Origin of the sequence: Pseudomonas sp. App30 (assembly GCF_047947025.1) — a bacterium.
Classification (GTDB): domain Bacteria; phylum Pseudomonadota; class Gammaproteobacteria; order Pseudomonadales; family Pseudomonadaceae; genus Aquipseudomonas.
Genome location: NZ_CP133165.1, coordinates 5,133,083 through 5,152,273 on the forward strand (window position 1 = coordinate 5,133,083; position 19,191 = coordinate 5,152,273).

The 19,191-nt window shown below is 64.1% G+C and carries 15 protein-coding genes; all 15 read left to right on the top strand.

What is annotated here, in order from left to right:
* The first annotated feature begins 19 nt into the window (after nt 1-19).
* Nucleotides 20-775 (top strand): polyprenyl diphosphate synthase, encoded by a 756-nt coding sequence (gene uppS / locus RAM80_RS23705; RefSeq protein WP_416422844.1) that lies wholly within the window; start codon nt 20-22, stop codon nt 773-775.
* Nucleotides 775-1,590 carry a phosphatidate cytidylyltransferase gene (locus tag RAM80_RS23710; protein WP_416422845.1) on the top strand — a complete coding sequence of 272 codons (816 nt, stop codon included), beginning with the start codon at nt 775-777 and terminating at the stop codon, nt 1,588-1,590. Before uppS ends, RAM80_RS23710 begins: the two co-directional genes overlap by 1 nt.
* Complete coding sequence (gene ispC / locus RAM80_RS23715; RefSeq protein WP_416422846.1) at nt 1,587-2,777, top strand: 1-deoxy-D-xylulose-5-phosphate reductoisomerase; 1,191 nt, start codon at nt 1,587-1,589, stop codon at nt 2,775-2,777. Before RAM80_RS23710 ends, ispC begins: the two co-directional genes overlap by 4 nt.
* Before the next feature lie 61 nt (nt 2,778-2,838).
* The gene (gene rseP / locus RAM80_RS23720; protein ID WP_416422847.1) at nt 2,839-4,191 is read left to right on the top strand and encodes a sigma E protease regulator RseP; all 1,353 of its coding nucleotides are present in this window, start codon (nt 2,839-2,841) and stop codon (nt 4,189-4,191) included.
* Between the two features lie 73 nt (nt 4,192-4,264).
* Nucleotides 4,265-6,613, top strand: a complete 2,349-nt coding sequence (gene bamA / locus RAM80_RS23725) for an outer membrane protein assembly factor BamA (protein WP_416422848.1) — start codon at nt 4,265-4,267, stop codon at nt 6,611-6,613.
* A 35-nt stretch (nt 6,614-6,648) separates the two neighbouring features.
* Nucleotides 6,649-7,158, top strand: a complete 510-nt coding sequence (locus tag RAM80_RS23730; RefSeq protein WP_416422849.1) for an OmpH family outer membrane protein — start codon at nt 6,649-6,651, stop codon at nt 7,156-7,158.
* A 1-nt stretch (nt 7,159) separates the two neighbouring features.
* A complete protein-coding gene (gene lpxD / locus RAM80_RS23735) occupies nt 7,160-8,215 on the top strand; it encodes a UDP-3-O-(3-hydroxymyristoyl)glucosamine N-acyltransferase (protein ID WP_416422850.1) in 1,056 nt (351 codons plus the stop codon).
* 112 nt (nt 8,216-8,327) lie between these two features.
* Nucleotides 8,328-8,768, top strand: a complete 441-nt coding sequence (gene fabZ, locus RAM80_RS23740) for a 3-hydroxyacyl-ACP dehydratase FabZ (RefSeq protein WP_416422851.1) — start codon at nt 8,328-8,330, stop codon at nt 8,766-8,768.
* Nucleotides 8,765-9,541, top strand: a complete 777-nt coding sequence (gene lpxA / locus RAM80_RS23745; protein WP_416422852.1) for an acyl-ACP--UDP-N-acetylglucosamine O-acyltransferase — start codon at nt 8,765-8,767, stop codon at nt 9,539-9,541. Before fabZ ends, lpxA begins: the two co-directional genes overlap by 4 nt.
* Before the next feature lie 5 nt (nt 9,542-9,546).
* Nucleotides 9,547-10,680, top strand: coding sequence for a lipid-A-disaccharide synthase (lpxB, locus tag RAM80_RS23750; protein WP_416427547.1), 1,134 nt, complete (start codon nt 9,547-9,549; stop codon nt 10,678-10,680).
* A gap of 8 nt (nt 10,681-10,688) precedes the next feature.
* A complete protein-coding gene (gene rnhB / locus RAM80_RS23755) occupies nt 10,689-11,318 on the top strand; it encodes a ribonuclease HII (RefSeq protein ID WP_416427548.1) in 630 nt (209 codons plus the stop codon).
* Between the two features lie 70 nt (nt 11,319-11,388).
* On the top strand, nt 11,389-14,910 hold the full coding sequence (gene dnaE / locus RAM80_RS23760; RefSeq protein WP_416422853.1) for a DNA polymerase III subunit alpha: 3,522 nt from the start codon (nt 11,389-11,391) through the stop codon (nt 14,908-14,910).
* 128 nt (nt 14,911-15,038) lie between these two features.
* Nucleotides 15,039-15,986 (top strand): acetyl-CoA carboxylase carboxyltransferase subunit alpha, encoded by a 948-nt coding sequence (locus RAM80_RS23765; protein WP_416422854.1) that lies wholly within the window; start codon nt 15,039-15,041, stop codon nt 15,984-15,986.
* Between the two features lie 100 nt (nt 15,987-16,086).
* Nucleotides 16,087-17,373: a tRNA lysidine(34) synthetase TilS gene (tilS, locus tag RAM80_RS23770; RefSeq protein ID WP_416422855.1), complete on the top strand. Its 1,287-nt coding sequence runs from the start codon at nt 16,087-16,089 to the stop codon at nt 17,371-17,373.
* A gap of 169 nt (nt 17,374-17,542) precedes the next feature.
* The gene (locus tag RAM80_RS23775; protein ID WP_416422856.1) at nt 17,543-19,174 is read left to right on the top strand and encodes a CTP synthase; all 1,632 of its coding nucleotides are present in this window, start codon (nt 17,543-17,545) and stop codon (nt 19,172-19,174) included.
* The last annotated feature ends 17 nt before the right edge of the window (nt 19,175-19,191 follow it).

Below are 19,191 nucleotides of genomic sequence, written 5' to 3' on the forward strand. Positions count from 1 at the left end.
GAAGGATCCGCGCGTTTCCATGGAAAAGACCAAGCAGACTGCGCCGTCTTCGGTGCCGCGACACGTTGCGATCATCATGGATGGGAATAATCGCTGGGCGAAGAAGCGCCTGTTGCCCGGTATCGCCGGGCACAAGGCCGGCGTGGACGCCGTTCGTGCCGTCATCGAGGTGTGCGCAGAGGCGAAGGTCGAGGTCCTGACCCTCTTTGCCTTCTCCAGCGAGAACTGGCAACGGCCGGCCGAAGAGGTCGGGGCCCTGATGGAACTGTTCTTCTCGGCCCTGCGCCGGGAAGCGCGGCGCCTGAATGAAAACCGCATCAGCCTGCGGATCATCGGTGATCGCTCGCGCTTTCACCCTGAGTTGCAGGCTGCCATGCGTGAAGCGGAGGCGTTGACCGCCGGCAATGACCGCTTCGTGCTGCAGATCGCCGCCAACTATGGCGGCCAGTGGGACATCGCCCAGGCCGCACAGCGCCTGGCCCGCGAAGTCCAGGCCGGGCACCTGCGCCCGGACGACATTACTCCCGGGTTGTTGCAGACCTGCCTGTCCACCGGCGACCTGCCGTTGCCTGACCTGTGCATCCGCACGGGCGGCGAGCGACGCATCAGCAACTTCCTGCTCTGGCAGCTGGCCTACGCCGAGCTGTATTTCTCCGACCTGTTCTGGCCGGACTTCAAACACGACGCCATGCGCACTGCGCTGGCCGATTTCGCTTCGCGCCAGCGCCGCTTCGGTAAGACGAGCGAGCAGGTCGAAGCCGGAGCCCGTGCTTAATGCTTAAACAACGCATCATTACAGCGCTGATCCTGCTGCCGATCGCCCTGTGCGGTTTCTTCCTGCTCGAAGGGGCGGGCTTTGCCCTGTTCATCGGCCTGGTAGTGACCCTGGGCGCCTGGGAATGGGCACGACTGGCAGGTTTCGAGGCCCAGGGTGCGCGGGTGGGCTTTGCCGCCGTGGTGGCCGCCATCCTGTTCTTCCTGTACCTGTCGCCTGCGCTGGCGCCGTTCGTGCTGGCCGCTGCACTTATCTGGTGGGGCGTGGCGACGTTCCTGGTGCTGACATTCCCGCGCACCAGCGAGCAGTGGGCCAGCGTGGCCTGCAAGCTGCTGATCGGCCTGCTGATCCTGCTGCCCGCCTGGCAGGGCCTGGTGCTGATCAAGGCCCAGGGCCAAGGCAACTGGCTGATCCTGGCGGTGATGGTGCTGGTCTGGGCTGCCGACATTGGCGCCTACTTCTCCGGCAGGGCGTTCGGCAAGGCCAAGCTGGCCCCGCAGGTCAGCCCCGGCAAGAGCTGGGCGGGCTTCTACGGTGGCATGGCGGTGAGCCTGCTGATTACTCTGGTGGTCGGCCAGGTGCGTCACTGGGGCATCGGCGAAACCCTGCTGTGCCTGATTGGCGCGGCCATTGTGGTAGCGCTGTCGGTGGTCGGTGACCTGACCGAAAGCATGTTCAAGCGCCGCGCCGGTATCAAGGACAGCAGCAACCTGCTGCCGGGCCATGGCGGCGTGCTGGACCGCATCGACAGCCTGACCGCTGCGGTGCCGGTGTTCGCCGTGCTGCTCTGGGCTGCCAACTGGAGTCCCCTGTGAACAAGCCACAGATGATTACCGTGCTCGGCGCCACTGGCTCTATCGGCCTGAGCACCCTGGACGTGGTGGCGCGCCACCCGGACCTGTACCAGGTGTTCGCGCTCACCGGCCATTCGCGCCTGCAGGAGCTGCTGGCGTTGTGCGTCAAGCACCAGCCCCAGGTGGCCGTGGTGGCGGACGAGGCGGGCGCGCGCCAGCTGGAGGCCGGGCTGCGTGCCGCCGGGCTGGCGACCCAGGTACTGATCGGCGAGCAGGGCCTGTGCCAGGTGGCTGCCGACCCGCGCGTGGACGCGGTGATGGCGGCCATTGTCGGCGCCGCGGGCCTGCGCCCGACGCTGGCGGCCGTGGAGGCGGGCAAGAAGGTCTTGCTGGCCAACAAGGAGGCGCTGGTGATGTCCGGCGCGCTGTTCATGCAGGCGGTGCGCCGCAGCGGCGCAGTGCTGCTGCCCATCGACAGCGAGCACAACGCCATCTTCCAGTGCCTGCCCGGTGATTTCAGCCGTGGCCTGGGCAATGTCGGCGTGCGCCGCATCCTGCTGACCGCCAGTGGCGGCCCGTTCCGCGAGACGCCGCTGGCCGACCTCGAGCACGTGACCCCCGAACAGGCCTGCGCGCACCCGAACTGGTCCATGGGGCGCAAGATCTCCGTGGATTCGGCCAGCATGATGAACAAGGGCCTGGAGCTGATCGAGGCCTGCTGGCTGTTCGACGCGCGGCCCGAGCAGGTCGAGGTGGTGGTGCATCGCCAAAGTGTGATTCACTCCATGGTCGATTATGTCGACGGCTCGGTGCTGGCGCAGTTGGGCAACCCCGACATGCGCACCCCCATCGCCCACGCGCTGGCCTGGCCGGCGCGCATGGATTCGGGGGTTGCGCCGCTGGACCTGTTCGCCGTCGGCCGGCTGGATTTCGAAGCCCCCGACGAGCAGCGCTTCCCTTGCCTGCGCCTGGCGCGGCAGGCTGCCCAGGCCGGCAATGGCGCGCCGGCGATGCTCAACGCTGCCAACGAAGTGGCGGTGGCGGCATTTCTTGAGCGGCGCATCCGTTATCCCGAGATCGCGCGTATGATCGAGGATGTGCTGGAGCAGGAGCCGGTGGTGGCCCTGGATGCGCTGGACGCGGTGTTTGCCGCCGATGCCCGGGCCCGCGAGCTGGCGGGGCAATGGTTGAATCGCCACGGGCGTTGATCGCCGCGGTGTGCATGCACACCCCGGCTGATTGGCGCCGCGACGCAATTCGGAGAGAGTTATGAGTGCGCTCTACATGATTGTCGGTACCCTGGTGGCGCTGGGTGTGCTGGTTACCTTTCACGAATTCGGCCATTTCTGGGTCGCGCGACGCTGTGGTGTCAAGGTTCTGCGTTTCTCCGTGGGCTTCGGCCTGCCGCTGTTGCGTTGGCATGACCGCCAGGGCACCGAATACGTGGTAGCAGCCATCCCGTTGGGTGGCTACGTGAAAATGCTCGACGAACGCGAGGGCGAGGTGCCGGCCGAGCAGCTGGACCAAGCCTTCAACCGCAAGAAGGTCGGCCAGCGTATTGCCATCGTCGCCGCCGGCCCCGTGGCCAACTTCCTGTTGGCAATCTTCTTCTTCTGGGTGCTGGCGATGCTAGGCAGCCAGCAGGTCAAGCCGGTGATCGGTGCCGTCGAGCCGGGCAGTATCGCGGCAGTGGCCGGCCTGAGCGCGGGCAGTGAAATTGTTTCAGTAGATGGCGAAGCCACCAGCGGCTGGTCCCAGGTCAACCTGCAACTGGTCCGTCGCCTGGGCGAGAGCGGTTCGCTGCAGGTCAACGTGCGTCCCCAGGGCTCTACGGCCGATGAGCCGCATACCCTGGCGCTGGACCACTGGCTGCAGGGCACCGACGAGCCCGACCCGATTCATTCCCTGGGTATCCGCCCATGGCGTCCGGCGCTGGAGCCGGTGCTGGCTGAGCTGGATCCCAAGGGCCCGGCCCAGGCCGCTGGTCTGAAAACCGGCGACCGCCTGCTGGCCCTGGATGGCCAGGCGCTGGGCGATTGGCAGCAGGTCGTGGACCTGGTGCGCCAGCGCCCCGACGGCAAGATCACCCTGCATGTGCAGCGTGATGGCCAGCTGTTGGATGTGCCGGTGACCCTGGCCACCCGCGGCGAAGGCAAGGCTGCCGCGGGCTACATGGGTGCCGGGGTGAAGGCTGTGGAGTGGCCGCCGGAAATGACCCGCGAGGTCAGTTACGGCCCGCTTGCCGCCATCGGCGAGGGCGCCCGGCGCACCTGGACCATGAGCGTGCTGACCCTTGATTCGCTAAAGAAAATGCTCTTCGGCGAGCTCTCGGTAAAAAACTTGAGTGGACCGATAACCATTGCTAAAGTGGCGGGCGCTTCAGCCCAGTCGGGCGTTGGGGATTTCCTGAATTTCCTCGCCTATCTGAGCATTAGCCTGGGGGTTCTGAATTTGCTGCCCATCCCCGTGTTGGATGGGGGGCACTTGCTGTTCTACCTGATCGAATGGGTGCGTGGTCGCCCAGTGTCGGATCGGGTACAGGGTTGGGGGATCCAGATCGGTATCAGTTTGGTAGTCGGGGTGATGTTGCTTGCCCTGATCAACGATTTGGGTCGACTGTAAAGCTTCGCTCAATTGCGAACCTGCCGCCTTTGCGGCAGTTTGCTTATTGCCAGTTGGAATAAGAAAGGACTTCATGAAACGTCTGCTGCTTACTGCGGTTCTTGCCGCATTGATGGTCACCGAAGTTCACGCCGAGTCCTTCAAAATCACTGATATTCGTGTCAACGGCTTGCAGCGGGTATCCGCCGGCAGCGTGTTTGGTGCCTTGCCATTGAACGTTGGCGACGAAGCGGATGATCGACGCCTCGTGGATTCCACTCGCGCGCTGTTCAAGACCGGTTTCTTTCAGGATATCCAGCTGGGCCGCGACGGCAACGTCCTGGTCATCAGTGTAGTCGAACGCCCGTCGGTCTCCAGTATCGAGATCGAGGGCAACAAGGCTATTTCCACTGAAGACCTGATGAAAGGCCTGAAGCAGTCCGGTCTTGCCGAGGGCGAGATCTTCCAGCGTGCCACCCTTGAAGGCGTGCGCAACGAGCTGCAACGCCAGTACGTCGCCCAGGGCCGCTACACGGCCACCGTCGACGCCGAGGTGGTGCCGCAGCCGCGTAACCGCGTCAGCCTGAAGATCAAGATCAACGAAGGCACCGTCGCCGCCATCCAGCACATCAACGTGGTGGGCAACACGGTGTTCTCCGAAGAGGAACTGACCGATCAGTTCCAGCTCAAGACCACCAACTGGCTGTCGTTCTTCAAGAACGACGACAAGTACGCCCGGGAAAAACTCTCCGGCGACCTTGAGCGCCTGCGTTCCTACTACCTGGACCGCGGCTACATCAACATGGACATCGCTTCCACCCAGGTGTCGATCACCCCGGACAAGAAGAGCGTCTACATCACCGTCAACATCAACGAAGGGCAGAAGTACACCGTTCGTGACGTGAAGCTCTCCGGCGACCTGAAAGTGCCTGAAGACCAGGTCAAGGCGCTGCTGCTGGTGCAGAAGGACCAGGTGTTCTCGCGCAAGCTGATGACCACCACCAGCGAGCTGATCACCCGCCGCCTGGGCAACGACGGCTACACCTTTGCCAACGTCAACGGCGTGCCTACCCCGCATGACGACGACCACACCGTGGATATCACCTTCGTGGTCGACCCGGGCAAGCGTGCCTACGTGAACCGCATCAACTACCGCGGCAACACCAAGACCGACGACAAGGTACTGCGCCGTGAAATGCGCCAGATGGAAGGCGGTTGGGCTTCCACCTACCTGATCGACCAGTCCAAGACCCGCCTGGAGCGCCTGGGCTACTTCAAGGAAGTCAACGTCGAGACCCCGGCCGTACCGGGCGTGGACGACCAGGTTGACGTGAACTACTCGGTAGAGGAACAAGCTTCCGGTTCGATCACCGCCAGCGTTGGTTTCGCCCAGAGCGCCGGCCTGATCCTGGGTGGCTCGATCAGCCAGAGCAACTTCCTGGGTACCGGTAACAAGGTCTCCATCGGCCTGACCAAGTCCGAGTACCAGACCCGCTACAACTTCAGCTACGTCGACCCGTACTTCACGCCGGACGGCGTGAGCCTGGGTTACAACGCCTTCTACCGCAAGACCGACTACAGCGACCTCGACGTCGATATCGCCAGCTACTCGGTTGACAGCTACGGCGTTGGCATGACCTTCGGCTACCCGATCAGCGAGACCTCTCGCCTGACCTACGGCCTGACGCTGCAACGCGATAGCATCAGCACCGGTACCTACACCGTTGACGAGATCTTCGACTTCATCAAGAGAGAAGGCAGTAGCTTCACTAACCTGAAGGCGTCCGTGGGCTGGTCCGATTCGACCCTGAACAAGGGCACCCTGCCGACCCGTGGTCATTCGCAGAGCCTGACGTTCGAAACCACCACGCCTGGCAGCGACCTGTCGTTCTACAAAATCGACTACCGTGGGCAGTTGTTCGCACCGATTACCGACACCTATACCCTGCGCCTGCACTCGGAGCTGGGTTATGGTGATGGCTTTGGCTCTACCTCAGGCCTGCCGTTCTACGAGAACTACTATGCCGGTGGTTTCAACTCGGTACGTGGCTTCAAGGACAGCACTCTGGGCCCGCGAAGCACACCGAGTACCGGGGCAAACGGCACGACTGCCGACCCGGATCAAAGCCCTCAGGCCTTCGGTGGTAACGTGCTGATCACCGGCGGTGCCGAAGTGCTGTTCCCGATGCCGTTCGTGAAGGACCAGCGTTCGCTGCGTACTTCGCTGTTCCTGGACATGGGTAGCACCTTCGACACCAACTGCTCGGCAAGCTCCAAGTACTGCGAAAGCGTCGACTTCTCGCAGATGGCCGCCTCCGTCGGTCTGGGCGTGACCTGGGTCACCGCACTGGGTCCTCTGAGCTTCAGCCTGGCCACGCCGATCAAGAAGCCTGATTACTCTGAAACCCAGATCTTCCAATTCTCCCTGGGCCAGACCTTCTAAGGTCTGCCCAACCACAGTTTCCGTAGGAGTGCACCGTGCGCAAGTTGACACAAATGGTTCTTCTGGCAGCCACCCTGGCCGCTACCGCTACCCCAGCGTTTGCCGACATGAAAATTGCCGTGCTGAACTATCAGATGGCCCTGCTGGAGTCTGACGCGGCCAAGCAGTACGCCGTGGATGCCGAGAAGAAGTTCGGCCCGCAACTGACCAAGCTCAAGGCCCTGGAAAGCAGCGCCAAGGGTATCCAGGACCGCCTGGTGAACGGTGGCGACAAGCTGCCACAAGGTGACCGCGAAAAGCTGGAGCTGGACTTCAAGCAGAAAGCCCGCGACTTCCAGTTCCAGTCCAAGGAGCTGAACGAAGCCAAGGCCAACGCCGACCGCGACATGCTCAAGCAGCTGAAGCCGAAGCTGGATGGCGCTGTTGAAGAAGTCATCAAGAACGGCGGCTTTGACCTGGTACTCGAGCGTGGCGCTGTGATCGATGTCAAACCTCAATACGACATCACTCGCCAAGTCATCGAGCGCATGAACAAAGCGCGCTGATATGACTGTGACCCTGAAGCTCGGCCAATTGGCCGAGTTCCTCGGTGCGACCCTGCGGGGCAGCGAGGATACCGAAATTACCGGGCTGGCCACTTTGCAAGAGGCCGGCCCTGGTCAGTTGAGCTTCCTGGCAAACCCCCAGTACCGCAAGTTCCTGCCTGACTGCACCGCTGCGGCCGTGCTGCTCAAGGCGGCGGACGCCGAAGGCTACGCCGGCGCTGCGCTGGTGGTGGCCGACCCGTACCTGGCCTACGCCCGTGTTTCCCACCTGTTCGACCCCAAGCCCAAGGCAGCGGCCGGCATTCATGCCAGCGCCGTGGTGGCGGCCGACGCGGTGGTGGACCCCACTGCCAGCATCGGCGCGTTCGCGGTGATTGAAAGCGGCGCGCAGATTGGCGCCGGCACCACCGTGGGCGCCCACTGCTTCATCGGCGCGCGTTGCGTGGTCGGCGAAGGCGGCTGGCTGGCCCCACGCGTCACCCTGTACCACGACGTGCGCATCGGCAAGCGCGTGGTCATCCAGTCCGGCGCGGTGCTGGGCGGCGAGGGCTTCGGCTTCGCCAACGAAAAGGGCGTGTGGAACAAGATTGCCCAGGTGGGCGGCGTCAGCATCGGCGACGACGTGGAAATTGGCGTGAACACTGCGGTAGACCGCGGCGCGCTGGCTGACACGGTGATTGGCAACGGCGTCAAGCTCGACAACCAGATTCAGATCGCCCACAACGTGCAGATCGGCGACAACACCGCCATGGCGGCGTGCGTCGGCATCTCCGGCAGCACCAAGATCGGCAAGAATTGCATGCTGGCCGGCGGCGTGGGCCTGGTGGGCCATATCGATATCTGTGACGGTGTCTTCATCACCGGCATGACCATGGTCACCCATTCCATCACCGAGCCAGGGGCCTATTCCTCGGGCACGGCGATGCAGCCAGCGGGCGAGTGGCGCAAGAGCGCGGCACGCCTGCGCCAGATAGATGACATGTTCCGTCGTCTCAAACAGGTAGAAAAGCGTGTCGAAGCCGTGACCCCGGACGACAAAGCATCATCTGATGGCTGATACCAATTCCATATCAAGTGTGCACAGCCGCTAAACTGCCTCCTTGATTTGCAATAGGAGTGCTGCGCGTCAGTCGCGCGCTCCCTATCTTTTATACAGGCTTCCCCCCGAAATGATGGACATCAACGAGATTCGCGAATACCTGCCTCACCGTTACCCGTTCCTGCTGGTGGACCGTGTAGTGGAGCTGGACGTCGAGGCACAGCGCATTCGCGCCTACAAGAATGTCAGCATCAACGAGCCATTCTTCAACGGCCACTTCCCGCAGCACCCGATCATGCCGGGCGTGCTGATCATCGAGGCAATGGCCCAGGCAGCTGGTATTCTTGGTTTCAAGATGCTGGACGTGAAACCGGCCGACGGTACCCTGTACTACTTCGTGGGTTCCGACAAACTGCGTTTCCGCCAGCCGGTGCTGCCGGGCGACCAGTTGATCCTGGAAGCCAAGTTCATCAGCTGCAAGCGCCAGATCTGGAAATTCGAGTGCCAGGCCTCCGTTGACGGCAAGCCGGTGTGCTCGGCCGAAATCATTTGTGCGGAACGCAAGCTATGAGTTTGATTGACCCTCGCGCCATCATCGACCCGTCTGCCATTCTGGCGGACGGCGTCGAGGTCGGCCCTTGGTCGATCATCGGCGCTGGCGTTGAAATCGGCGAGGGGACCGTCATCGGCCCCCACGTGATTCTCAAGGGGCCGACCAAAATCGGTAAGCACAACCGCATCTACCAGTTTTCCTCGGTAGGCGAAGACACCCCTGACCTCAAGTACAAGGGCGAAGACACGCGCCTGGTCATCGGTGACCACAACGTGATCCGCGAAGGCGTGACCATCCACCGCGGCACCGTCCAGGACCGCGCGGAAACCACCCTGGGCGACCACAACCTGGTCATGGCCTATGCCCACATCGGCCACGACTGCGTGATCGGCAACCACTGCATCCTGGTCAACAACACTGCGTTGGCGGGCCATGTGCACATGGACGACTGGGCGATCCTGTCCGGTTTCACCCTGGTGCACCAGTACTGCCACATCGGCGCCCACAGCTTCTCCGGCATGGGCACCGCCATTGGCAAGGACGTGCCTGCCTACGTCACGGTGTTCGGCAACCCGGCCGAGGCGCGCAGCATGAACTTCGAAGGCATGCGCCGTCGTGGCTTTAGCGATGACGCCATCCATGCCCTGCGCCGCGCCTACAAGGTGGTCTACCGCCAGGGCCTGACCGTCGACCAGGCGATCGCCGAGCTGGCCGAGCCGGCTGCCCAGTACCCTGAGGTGGACGTGTTCCTGCGCTCCATCCAGAACTCGACCCGCGGCATCACCCGCTGATGCCGTTGCCAGGCAAGCTGCGCGTCGCCCTGGTGGCGGGCGAGGCCAGTGGCGATATCCTTGGCGCCGGGCTGATGCAGGCCCTCAAGGCGCGCCACCCGGACATCGAATTCATGGGCGTGGGCGGCCCGCTCATGGAAGCCCAGGGCCTGGTGTCCGAGTTCCCCATGGAGCGCCTGGCCGTGATGGGCCTGGTGGAAGTGCTGGGGCGCCTGCGCGAGCTGCTGGCCCGGCGCAAGCTGCTGATCCAGACCTTGATCGAGCGCAAGCCCGACGTGTTCATCGGCATCGATGCGCCCGATTTCACCCTCAACATCGAACTCAAGTTGCGTCAGGCCGGGATCAAGACCGTGCACTACGTCAGCCCGTCCGTGTGGGCATGGCGGCAGAAGCGCGTGCTGAAGATCCGCGAAGGCTGCGACCTGATGCTGACCCTGTTCCCCTTCGAAGCGAAATTCTACGAAGAGAAGGGCGTGCCGGTGCGGTTCGTCGGCCACTCGTTGGCCGACACCATCCCGCTGCAGGCTGACCGTGCCCAGGCGCGCGCCGAGATCGGCCTGCCCCTGGACGGCCAAGTGGTGGCGCTGATGCCGGGCAGCCGTGGCGGCGAAGTAGGGCGCCTGGGCGAGCTGTTCCTCGACGCCGCCCAGCGCCTGCTGGCCCAGCGCCCAGGCCTGCGCTTCGTGCTGCCGTGCGCCAACGCCGCGCGCCGGGCACAGATCGAGGCCATGCTGGTGGGCCGCGACCTGCCGCTGACCCTGCTCGATGGCCAGTCCCATCGCGCCCTGGCGGCCTGCGACGCGGTGCTGATCGCCTCTGGCACCGCTACCCTGGAGGCGTTGCTGTACAAGCGCCCGATGGTAGTGGCGTACCGCCTGGCGGGGCTCAGCTACTGGATTCTCAAGCGTATGGTGAAAAGCCCGTACGTGTCGCTGCCCAACCTGCTGGCCCAGCGCATGCTGGTGCCCGAGTTGCTGCAGGACGCCGCCACCCCCGAAGCCCTGGTGCAAACGCTGCTACCCTTGCTGGACAACGGCCAGGCGCAGACCCAAGGCTTCGACGACATTCACCGCACCCTGCGCCGCGATGCCTCCAACCAGGCCGCGGAAGGCGTGCTGGCACTGCTGGCGAAACAATGACCTCACAAATGCAAATGGGCCTGGACTACACCCTGGTCGAAGACCTGGTGGCTGGCGTCGACGAAGTGGGCCGTGGCCCGCTGTGCGGCGCCGTGGTCACCGCGGCGGTGATCCTCGACCCGGACCGGCCGATCCTGGGGCTCAACGATTCCAAGAAGCTGACCGAGGCCAAGCGCGAGAAGCTGTTCGACGAGATCTGTGAAAAGGCCCTGAGCTGGCACATCGCCCGCGCCGAGGTCGAGGAAATCGACGAGCTGAACATCCTCCACGCCACCATGCTGGCCATGCAGCGCGCGGTGGAAGGCCTGCACATCACCCCCAAGCTCGCGCTGATCGACGGCAACCGCTGCCCGAAACTGGCGGTGCCCAGCGCCCCGGTGGTGCAGGGCGACGCCAAGGTGCCGGCGATTGCCGCCGCCTCCATCCTGGCCAAGGTCAGCCGTGACCGGGAAATGGCCGCGTTCGAGCTGATCTACCCCGGCTACGGCATCGGCGGGCACAAGGGCTACCCCACGCCCGTGCACCTGGAAGCGCTGGCCCGCCTGGGGCCTACGCCTATCCACCGTCGTTCGTTCGCGCCGGTGCGCCAGGCGTATGAAGCGCGGGCGTTGCTGGACCCGGACATGTCGCTGAGCTGAGCTGGCTGATGTTTTGATCAAGGCCCGGTACAATCCGGGCTTTGTTGTTTTGTGCACCTATAGGATCACCATGTCGGTTTCTTTCGTTCATCTTCGCCTGCACACCGAATATTCCCTGGTCGACGGCCTGGTGCGCATCAAGCCACTGGTCAAGGCCCTGGCCGGCATGAACATGCCCGCAGTGGCGGTGACCGACCAGAACAACATGTGTTCGCTGGTCAAGTTCTACAAGACGGCTATGGGCGGCGGCATCAAGCCGATCTGCGGCGCCGACCTGTGGTTGGCCAACAAGGATCCCGACGGCCCGCTGAGCCGCATCAGCCTGCTGGCGATGAACGCCCTGGGCTACCGCAACATCACCGAACTGATCTCCCGCGGTTTCATCGACGGCCAACGCAATGGCCAGGTGATCATCGAGCGCGAGTGGGTGGCCGAGGCCAGCGAGGGCGTGATCTGCCTGTCCGCGGCCAAGGAAGGTGAGATCGGCATGGCGCTGCTGGGCGGCAACCCGCTGGACGCCGAGGCGCTGCTGCAGGAGTGGATGACGGTGTTCCCCGACCGCTTCTACGTGGAAGTGCAGCGCACCAACCGCACCAACGACGAAGAGTACCTGCACGCCGCCGTGGCCCTGGCCGACAAGTTCGGCGCGCCGCTGGTGGCCACCAACGACGTGCGCTTCATCCGCCAGGAAGACTTCGAGGCCCACGAGACCCGTGTGTGCATCGGCGAAGGCCGGGCCCTGGATGACCCGCGCCGCAACAAGAACTACAGCGACCAGCAGTACCTGAAAAGCGCCGAGGAAATGCACGCGCTGTTCAGCGACCTGCCCGAGGCGCTGGAAAACACCGTCGAGATCGCCAAGCGTTGCAACATCGACGTCAAGCTGGGCAAGCACTTCCTGCCCGACTACCCGATTCCCGATGGCATGACCATCGACGAATACTTCCGCAAGGTGTCGTTCGACGGCCTGGAAGAACGCCTGGCGGTGCTGCTGCCACGCGACACCACCGAGGACTACGAGGCCAAGCGCCAGGTCTACGTGGACCGGCTGAACTTCGAGCTGGATATCATCATCCAGATGGGCTTCCCCGGTTACTTCCTGATCGTGATGGACTTCATCCAGTGGGCCAAGAGCAACGGCGTGCCGGTAGGCCCTGGCCGGGGTTCGGGCGCCGGCTCCCTGGTGGCCTACGTGCAGAAGATCACCGACCTCGACCCGCTGGAATATGACCTGCTGTTCGAACGTTTCCTCAACCCGGAACGGGTCTCCATGCCCGACTTCGACGTCGACTTCTGCATGGACGGCCGCGACCGGGTGATCGACTACGTGGCCGAGAAATACGGCCGCAACGCCGTGAGCCAGATCATTACCTTCGGTTCCATGGCTGCCAAGGCGGTGGTCCGTGACGTGGCGCGGGTGCAGGGCAAGTCCTATGGCCTGGCCGACCGCTTGTCGAAGATGATCCCCTTCGAAGTGGGCATGACCCTGGAGAAGGCCTACGAGCAGGAAGAGATCCTGCGCGACTTCCTCAAGACCGACGAGGAAGCCGGCGAAATCTGGGAGATGGCGCGCAAGCTCGAAGGTATTACCCGTAACGTCGGCAAGCACGCCGGTGGCGTGGTCATCGCCCCGACCAAGCTCACCGACTTCTCGCCCATTTACTGCGACGAGGCCGGCGACGGCCTGGTGACCCAGTTCGACAAGGACGACGTGGAGGCGGCCGGCCTGGTGAAGTTCGACTTCCTCGGCCTGCGTACCCTGACGATCATCGACTGGGCCCTGAAGACCATCAACCGCGACCGCGCCAAGGTCGGCGAAGAGCCGCTGGACATCGCCTTCATCCCGCTGGACGACAAGCCCACCTACAGCCTGCTGCAGAAAGCCGAGACCACCGCGGTGTTCCAGCTTGAATCGCGCGGCATGAAGGAGCTGATCAAGAAACTCAAGCCCGACTGCCTGGAAGACTTGATCGCACTGGTGGCCCTGTTCCGTCCGGGCCCGCTGCAATCGGGCATGGTGGACGACTTCATCAACCGCAAGCACGGCCGCGCCGAGCTGGCCTACCCGCACCCCGACTACCAGTACGAAGGCCTCAAGCCGGTACTGGCGCCTACCTACGGCATCATCCTGTACCAGGAACAGGTGATGCAGATCGCCCAGGTGATGGCGGGCTACACCCTGGGTGGCGCGGACATGCTGCGCCGGGCCATGGGTAAGAAAAAGCCCGAGGAAATGGCCAAGCAGCGCGGTGGCTTCATCGAAGGTTGTGCCAACAACAACATCGATGCGGACCTGGCGGGCAACATCTTCGACCTGGTGGAAAAGTTCGCCGGCTACGGCTTCAACAAATCCCACTCCGCCGCCTACGGCCTGGTGTCGTACCAGACCGCCTGGCTGAAAGCCCACTACCCGGCGCCGTTCATGGCCGCGGTACTGTCGGCGGACATGCACAACACCGACAAGGTCGTGACCTTGATCGAGGAAGTGCGCACCATGAAACTGCGCCTCGATGCGCCGGACGTGAACGCCTCGGAGTTCAAGTTCACGGTGAACGACGAAGGCCGCATCATCTATGGCCTGGGTGCCATCAAGGGCGTGGGCGAGGGGCCGGTGGAGGCCATCACCGAGGCCCGCCAGGCCGGCCCGTTCAAGGACCTGTTCGACTTCTGCGAGCGCATCGACCTCAAGCGCGTGAACAAGCGCACCCTCGATGGCCTGATCCGCAGTGGCGCGCTGGACCGCCTGGGGCCGTTCTTCCACGACGAGAGCAAGGCGTACCTGGCCAACATCGACCGCAACCGCGCGGTGCTGCTGGCGGCCATGGAAGAGGCGATCAAGGCGGCCGAGCAGACCGCGCGCACCCATGACAGCGGCCACAGCGACCTGTTCGGCGGCCTGTTCGTGGAGGAAGACGCCGACGTCTACGCCAGCCACCGCAAGGCCAAGGAGCTGACCCTCAAGGAGCGTCTGCGCGGTGAAAAGGAAACCCTGGGCCTGTACCTCACCGGTCACCCGATCGACGAGTACGAAGGCGAGATTCGCCGCTTCGCCCGCCAGCGCATTATCGACCTGAAGCCGGCCCGTGGCACCCAGACGGTGGCGGGCATGGTCATCAACCTGCGGGTGATGAAGAACAAGAAGGGCGACAAGATGGGCTTCATCACCCTCGACGACCGCTCGGCGCGTATCGAGGCCTCGCTGTTCGCCGACGCCTTCATGGCAGCGCAGTCGCTGCTGCAGACCGACGCCATGGTGGTGGTGGAAGGCGAGGTCAGCAACGATGACTTCTCCGGCGGCCTGCGCCTGCGGGTCAACCGCGTGATGACCATGGAAGACGCCCGCACCAACCTGGCCGAGAGCCTGCGCCTGAAGGTGCACGCCGACGCCCTGAAGGGCGACCGCCTGGGCTGGTTGGGCGAGCTGTGCAAGCGCCACCGCGGCGCCTGCCCGATCACCATGGAGTACACCGGCCCCGACGCCAAGGCGCTGTTGCAGTTCGGCGAGGACTACCGAATCGATCCCGGTGATGGTTTGATTCAAGCGCTGCGTGACCAGTTCGGGCGTGAGAACGTCTTCCTGCAATATCGTTGAGCCTGTCAAAGGTGACTAGACTCGACCCAGATCGTTAAACTCGACCTCAATGCGCCCTTTCCCGTATGGTAGGGCGCTTAACGGATCAACCGGCCGGCCGCTTGGCCGTCGACCCAAGACGGATGCCTATGAACCCGAATTTTCTTGATTTCGAACAGCCGATCGCTGACCTGCAAGCCAAGATTGAAGAGCTGCGCCTGGTCGGCAATGACAATTCGCTGAACATCAGCGATGAGATCTCGCGCCTGCAAGACAAGAGCAGCACCCTGACCGAAAGCATTTTCGGCAACCTGACCAGCTGGCAGATCGCACGCATGGCGCGCCACCCGCGCCGTCCGTACACCCTGGACTACATCCAGCACATCTTCACCGAGTTCGATGAGCTGCACGGCGACCGTCATTTCTCCGACGACGCCGCCATCGTCGGTGGTATCGCCCGCCTGGACGACCAGCCAGTGATGGTCATCGGTCACCAGAAAGGCCGTGAAGTGCGCGAGAAAGTGCGTCGCAACTTCGGCATGCCGCGCCCTGAAGGCTACCGCAAGGCCTGCCGCCTGATGGAAATGGCCGAGCGCTTCAAGATGCCGATCCTGACCTTCATCGACACCCCGGGCGCCTACCCGGGCATCGACGCCGAAGAGCGTAACCAGAGCGAAGCCATCGCCTGGAACCTGCGTGTCATGGCGCGCCTGAAAACCCCGATCATCGCCACCGTGATCGGCGAAGGTGGTTCGGGCGGTGCACTGGCCATTGGCGTGTGCGACCAGCTGAACATGCTGCAATACTCCACCTACGCGGTGATCTCGCCTGAAGGCTGCGCTTCCATTCTGTGGAAGACCGCAGAGAAGGCCCCGGACGCCGCCGAGGCCATGGGTATCACGGCCGAGCGCCTGAAAGGCCTGGGTATCGTCGACAAGGTGATCCAGGAGCCGCTGGGCGGCGCCCACCGCGACCCGGCTGCTGCTTCGGCACTGATCCGCAAGGAGCTGAGCTCGCAGCTGGCCATGCTCAAGGGCCTGGACATGGACGCGCTGCTCAAGCGCCGCTATGACCGCCTGATGAGCTACGGCCTGTAAGCCACGGCTTCGCGGCGCTCCGGACGCGGCCTGCGGCCGCTGCTACACCCGTAGCAGCGGCCGCAGGCCGCGTCAGGAGCACCCCAAAAAGGAGCCTGCCATGTTTCCGCTTCTGACTTCATGGCGCACCGCCCCACGCTGGCACATCGCCCTCTCCGGCGGCCTTGACTCCACCGTCCTGCTGCACCAGCTGGCCACCCTGGCCCGCACCGAAACCCTGCCTCCCTTGCACGCCATTCACGTCCATCACGGCCTTCAGGCCGCGGCCGACGCGTGGCCGCAGCATTGCCAGCAACTGTGCGACAGCCTGGGCGTGCCCTTGACCGTGGTGCACGTGCAGGTGACGCCTGGCGCCAGCCTGGAGGCGGCCGCCCGCGAGGCGCGCTACCGGGCGTTCGAGCAGGCAGTGGGGCCGGGTGAGGTGCTGCTGACGGGCCAGCACCGTGACGACCAGGCCGAGACCCTGCTGTTCCGCCTGCTGCGCGGCACTGGCGTACGCGGCCTGGCCGGCATGGCGGCCGAGCGTGCGCTGGGGCAGGGGTGGCTGCTGCGCCCGCTGCTCGACGTTTCCCGTGCCCAGCTTGAGCAGTATGCCAACAGCCATCGGCTGGCCTGGGTGGAAGACCCCTCGAACACTGACACGCGTTTCTCGCGCAACTACCTGCGCAACGACGTGCTGCCGGTGATCGCCCGGCGCTGGCCGCAGTTCGCCCAGACCTTCGCCCGCACCGCCAGCCATCTGGCCGAAGCCCAGGGCTTGCTGGCCGAGTTGGCGGAGCAGGACCTGCGGGTGGCCAGCACGCCATCGCCGTTCCCCTGGCTGACGTTGCCGTCGCTGGATCTGGGCGCGTTGCAGGCATTGTCCGACGCCCGCCAGCGCAACGCCCTGCAGCATTGGTTGGCGCCGCTGACGCGCCTGCCCGACGCGCAACATTGGGCAGGCTGGCAGGACCTGCGTGACGCCGCGCCGGCCGCCACCCCGGTGTGGGCACTGGCCGATGGCAACCTGCAGCGCGCGGCCGGTCGCTTGTGGTGGCTGGCCGACGACTGGTTGCAGGCGCCCCAAGGCGTCGCCGAGTGGGCAGACCCCGTCGCGCCCTTGCCGTTGCCCGACAATGGCCAGGTACGGATGTGCGGCCTGGCGCCGCAGGGCAGGGTGCAGGTTCGCTACCGCCAGGGCGGCGAAATGCTCCAGATAGAGGGGCGCGGCCACCGCGACCTGAAGCGCCTGCTCAACGAATCGGGCCTGCCGCCGTTCGTGCGCGGGCGCTTGCCGCTGCTGTTCGTCGACGGCCAATTGCAGGCTGTCGCCAACCTGCCGTTGGGCCCGGGGCAGGGCGCGGTTTTGCACTGGCTGCCACCGACGAACGCACAACGTTTGAGATGAAAGGCTGTTTCCGGTAGACTACGCTCCCTTCTTGATACAACTTCTGTGCTTGCTCAGCAAACACGGCAGTTGCCGATTGCCAAACTGTTTTTGGCCATCGGGGGCTTCGGCCTTCCTTCGCTTTCCCCGGCGGCTCTGACCGCTTTAACGCAGACTTCTAGGGTTTTTCATGACGCGCTACATCTTCGTCACGGGCGGTGTTGTTTCTTCATTGGGGAAAGGCATTGCTTCGGCATCTTTGGCGGCCATCCTGGAGGCGCGGGGACTTAAGGTCACCATGCTGAAGCTGGACCCGTACATCAACGTCGACCCGGGCACCATGAGCCCGTTCCAGCACGGTGAAGTCTTCGTGACCCACGACGGTGCCGAGACCGACCTCGACCTGGGCCACTACGAGCGGTTCATCCGCACGACCATGACCCAGAACAACAACTTCACCACCGGCCGCGTGTACGAGCACGTGCTGCGCAAGGAGCGCCGTGGTGACTACCTGGGCGCCACCATCCAGGTGATCCCGCACATCACCGACGAAATCAAGCGCCGCATCATCAAGGGCGCCGGCGATGCCGACGTGGCCATGGTCGAGATCGGTGGCACCGTGGGTGACATCGAGTCGCAACCGTTCCTGGAAGCCATCCGCCAGCTGCGCTTCGAAGTGGGCAACAAGCGCGCGATGCTGATGCACCTGACGCTGGTTCCGTACATCGCCACCGCTGGCGAGACCAAGACCAAGCCTACCCAGCACTCGGTGAAGGAGCTGCGCTCCATCGGCCTGCAGCCTGACGTGCTGGTGTGCCGTTCCGACCACCCGATCGACGTGTCCTCGCGCCGCAAGATCGCCCAGTTCACCAACGTTGAAGAACGTGCGGTGATCTCGCTGGAAGACGCCGACACCATCTACAAGATCCCGGGCATCCTGCACTCCCAGGGCCTGGACGATTTCGTCGTCGAGCGCTTCGGCCTGCAGTGCGGTGGCGCCGACCTGTCCGAGTGGGACAAGGTCGTCGATGCCAAGCTGAACCCGGAGCACGAAGTCACCATCGCCATGGTCGGCAAGTACATGGAACTGCTGGACGCGTACAAGTCGCTGATCGAAGCGATGAGCCACGCGGGCATCAGCAACCGTACCAAGGTCAACCTGCGCTACATCGACTCCGAAGACATCGAGAACCAGGGCACCGGCCTGCTGGAAGGCGCCGACGCCATCCTGGTACCGGGCGGCTTCGGTCTGCGCGGCGTGGAAGGCAAGATCACCGCGGTGCAATACGCTCGCGAGAACAAGGTCCCGTACCTGGGTATCTGCCTGGGCATGCAAGTGGCGGTCATCGAGTTCGCTCGTAACGTCATGGGCTGGAAAGACGCCAACTCCACCGAGTTCGACCGCACCAGCGGCCACCCGGTCGTGGGCCTGATCACCGAGTGGGAAGACGCCACCGGCGCGGTCGAGACCCGTACCGAAGCCTCGGACCTGGGCGGCACCATGCGCCTGGGCGCCCAGGAGTGCCAGCTGGCCAAGGGCTCCAAGGTGTTCGACTGCTACGCCAACGAAGTGATCGTGGAGCGTCACCGTCACCGCTACGAGGTCAACAACAACCTGCTGCCGCAGCTGATCGACGCGGGCCTGGTAGTCTCCGGTCGTTCCGGCGACGGCGCCCTGGTTGAAGTGGTTGAAGCCAAGGACCACCCATGGTTCGTGGCCTGCCAGTTCCACCCCGAGTTCACCTCGACCCCACGTGACGGCCACCCGCTGTTCAGTGGCTTCGTCAAGGCGGCCCTGGCTCAACACCAGAAAAAAGCCTGATCAAGGAAGTAATACAG

Coding starts and splice junctions, on each gene's coding strand:
- uppS (WP_416422844.1), top strand. CDS start 20: ATGGAAAAGACCAAGCAGACTGCGCCGTCTTCGGTGCCGCGACACGTT.
- RAM80_RS23710 (WP_416422845.1), top strand. CDS start 775: ATGCTTAAACAACGCATCATTACAGCGCTGATCCTGCTGCCGATCGCC.
- rseP (WP_416422847.1), top strand. CDS start 2,839: ATGAGTGCGCTCTACATGATTGTCGGTACCCTGGTGGCGCTGGGTGTG.
- bamA (WP_416422848.1), top strand. CDS start 4,265: ATGAAACGTCTGCTGCTTACTGCGGTTCTTGCCGCATTGATGGTCACC.
- lpxD (WP_416422850.1), top strand. CDS start 7,160: ATGACTGTGACCCTGAAGCTCGGCCAATTGGCCGAGTTCCTCGGTGCG.
- fabZ (WP_416422851.1), top strand. CDS start 8,328: ATGATGGACATCAACGAGATTCGCGAATACCTGCCTCACCGTTACCCG.
- lpxA (WP_416422852.1), top strand. CDS start 8,765: ATGAGTTTGATTGACCCTCGCGCCATCATCGACCCGTCTGCCATTCTG.
- rnhB (WP_416427548.1), top strand. CDS start 10,689: ATGCAAATGGGCCTGGACTACACCCTGGTCGAAGACCTGGTGGCTGGC.
- dnaE (WP_416422853.1), top strand. CDS start 11,389: ATGTCGGTTTCTTTCGTTCATCTTCGCCTGCACACCGAATATTCCCTG.
- RAM80_RS23765 (WP_416422854.1), top strand. CDS start 15,039: ATGAACCCGAATTTTCTTGATTTCGAACAGCCGATCGCTGACCTGCAA.
- tilS (WP_416422855.1), top strand. CDS start 16,087: ATGTTTCCGCTTCTGACTTCATGGCGCACCGCCCCACGCTGGCACATC.
- RAM80_RS23775 (WP_416422856.1), top strand. CDS start 17,543: ATGACGCGCTACATCTTCGTCACGGGCGGTGTTGTTTCTTCATTGGGG.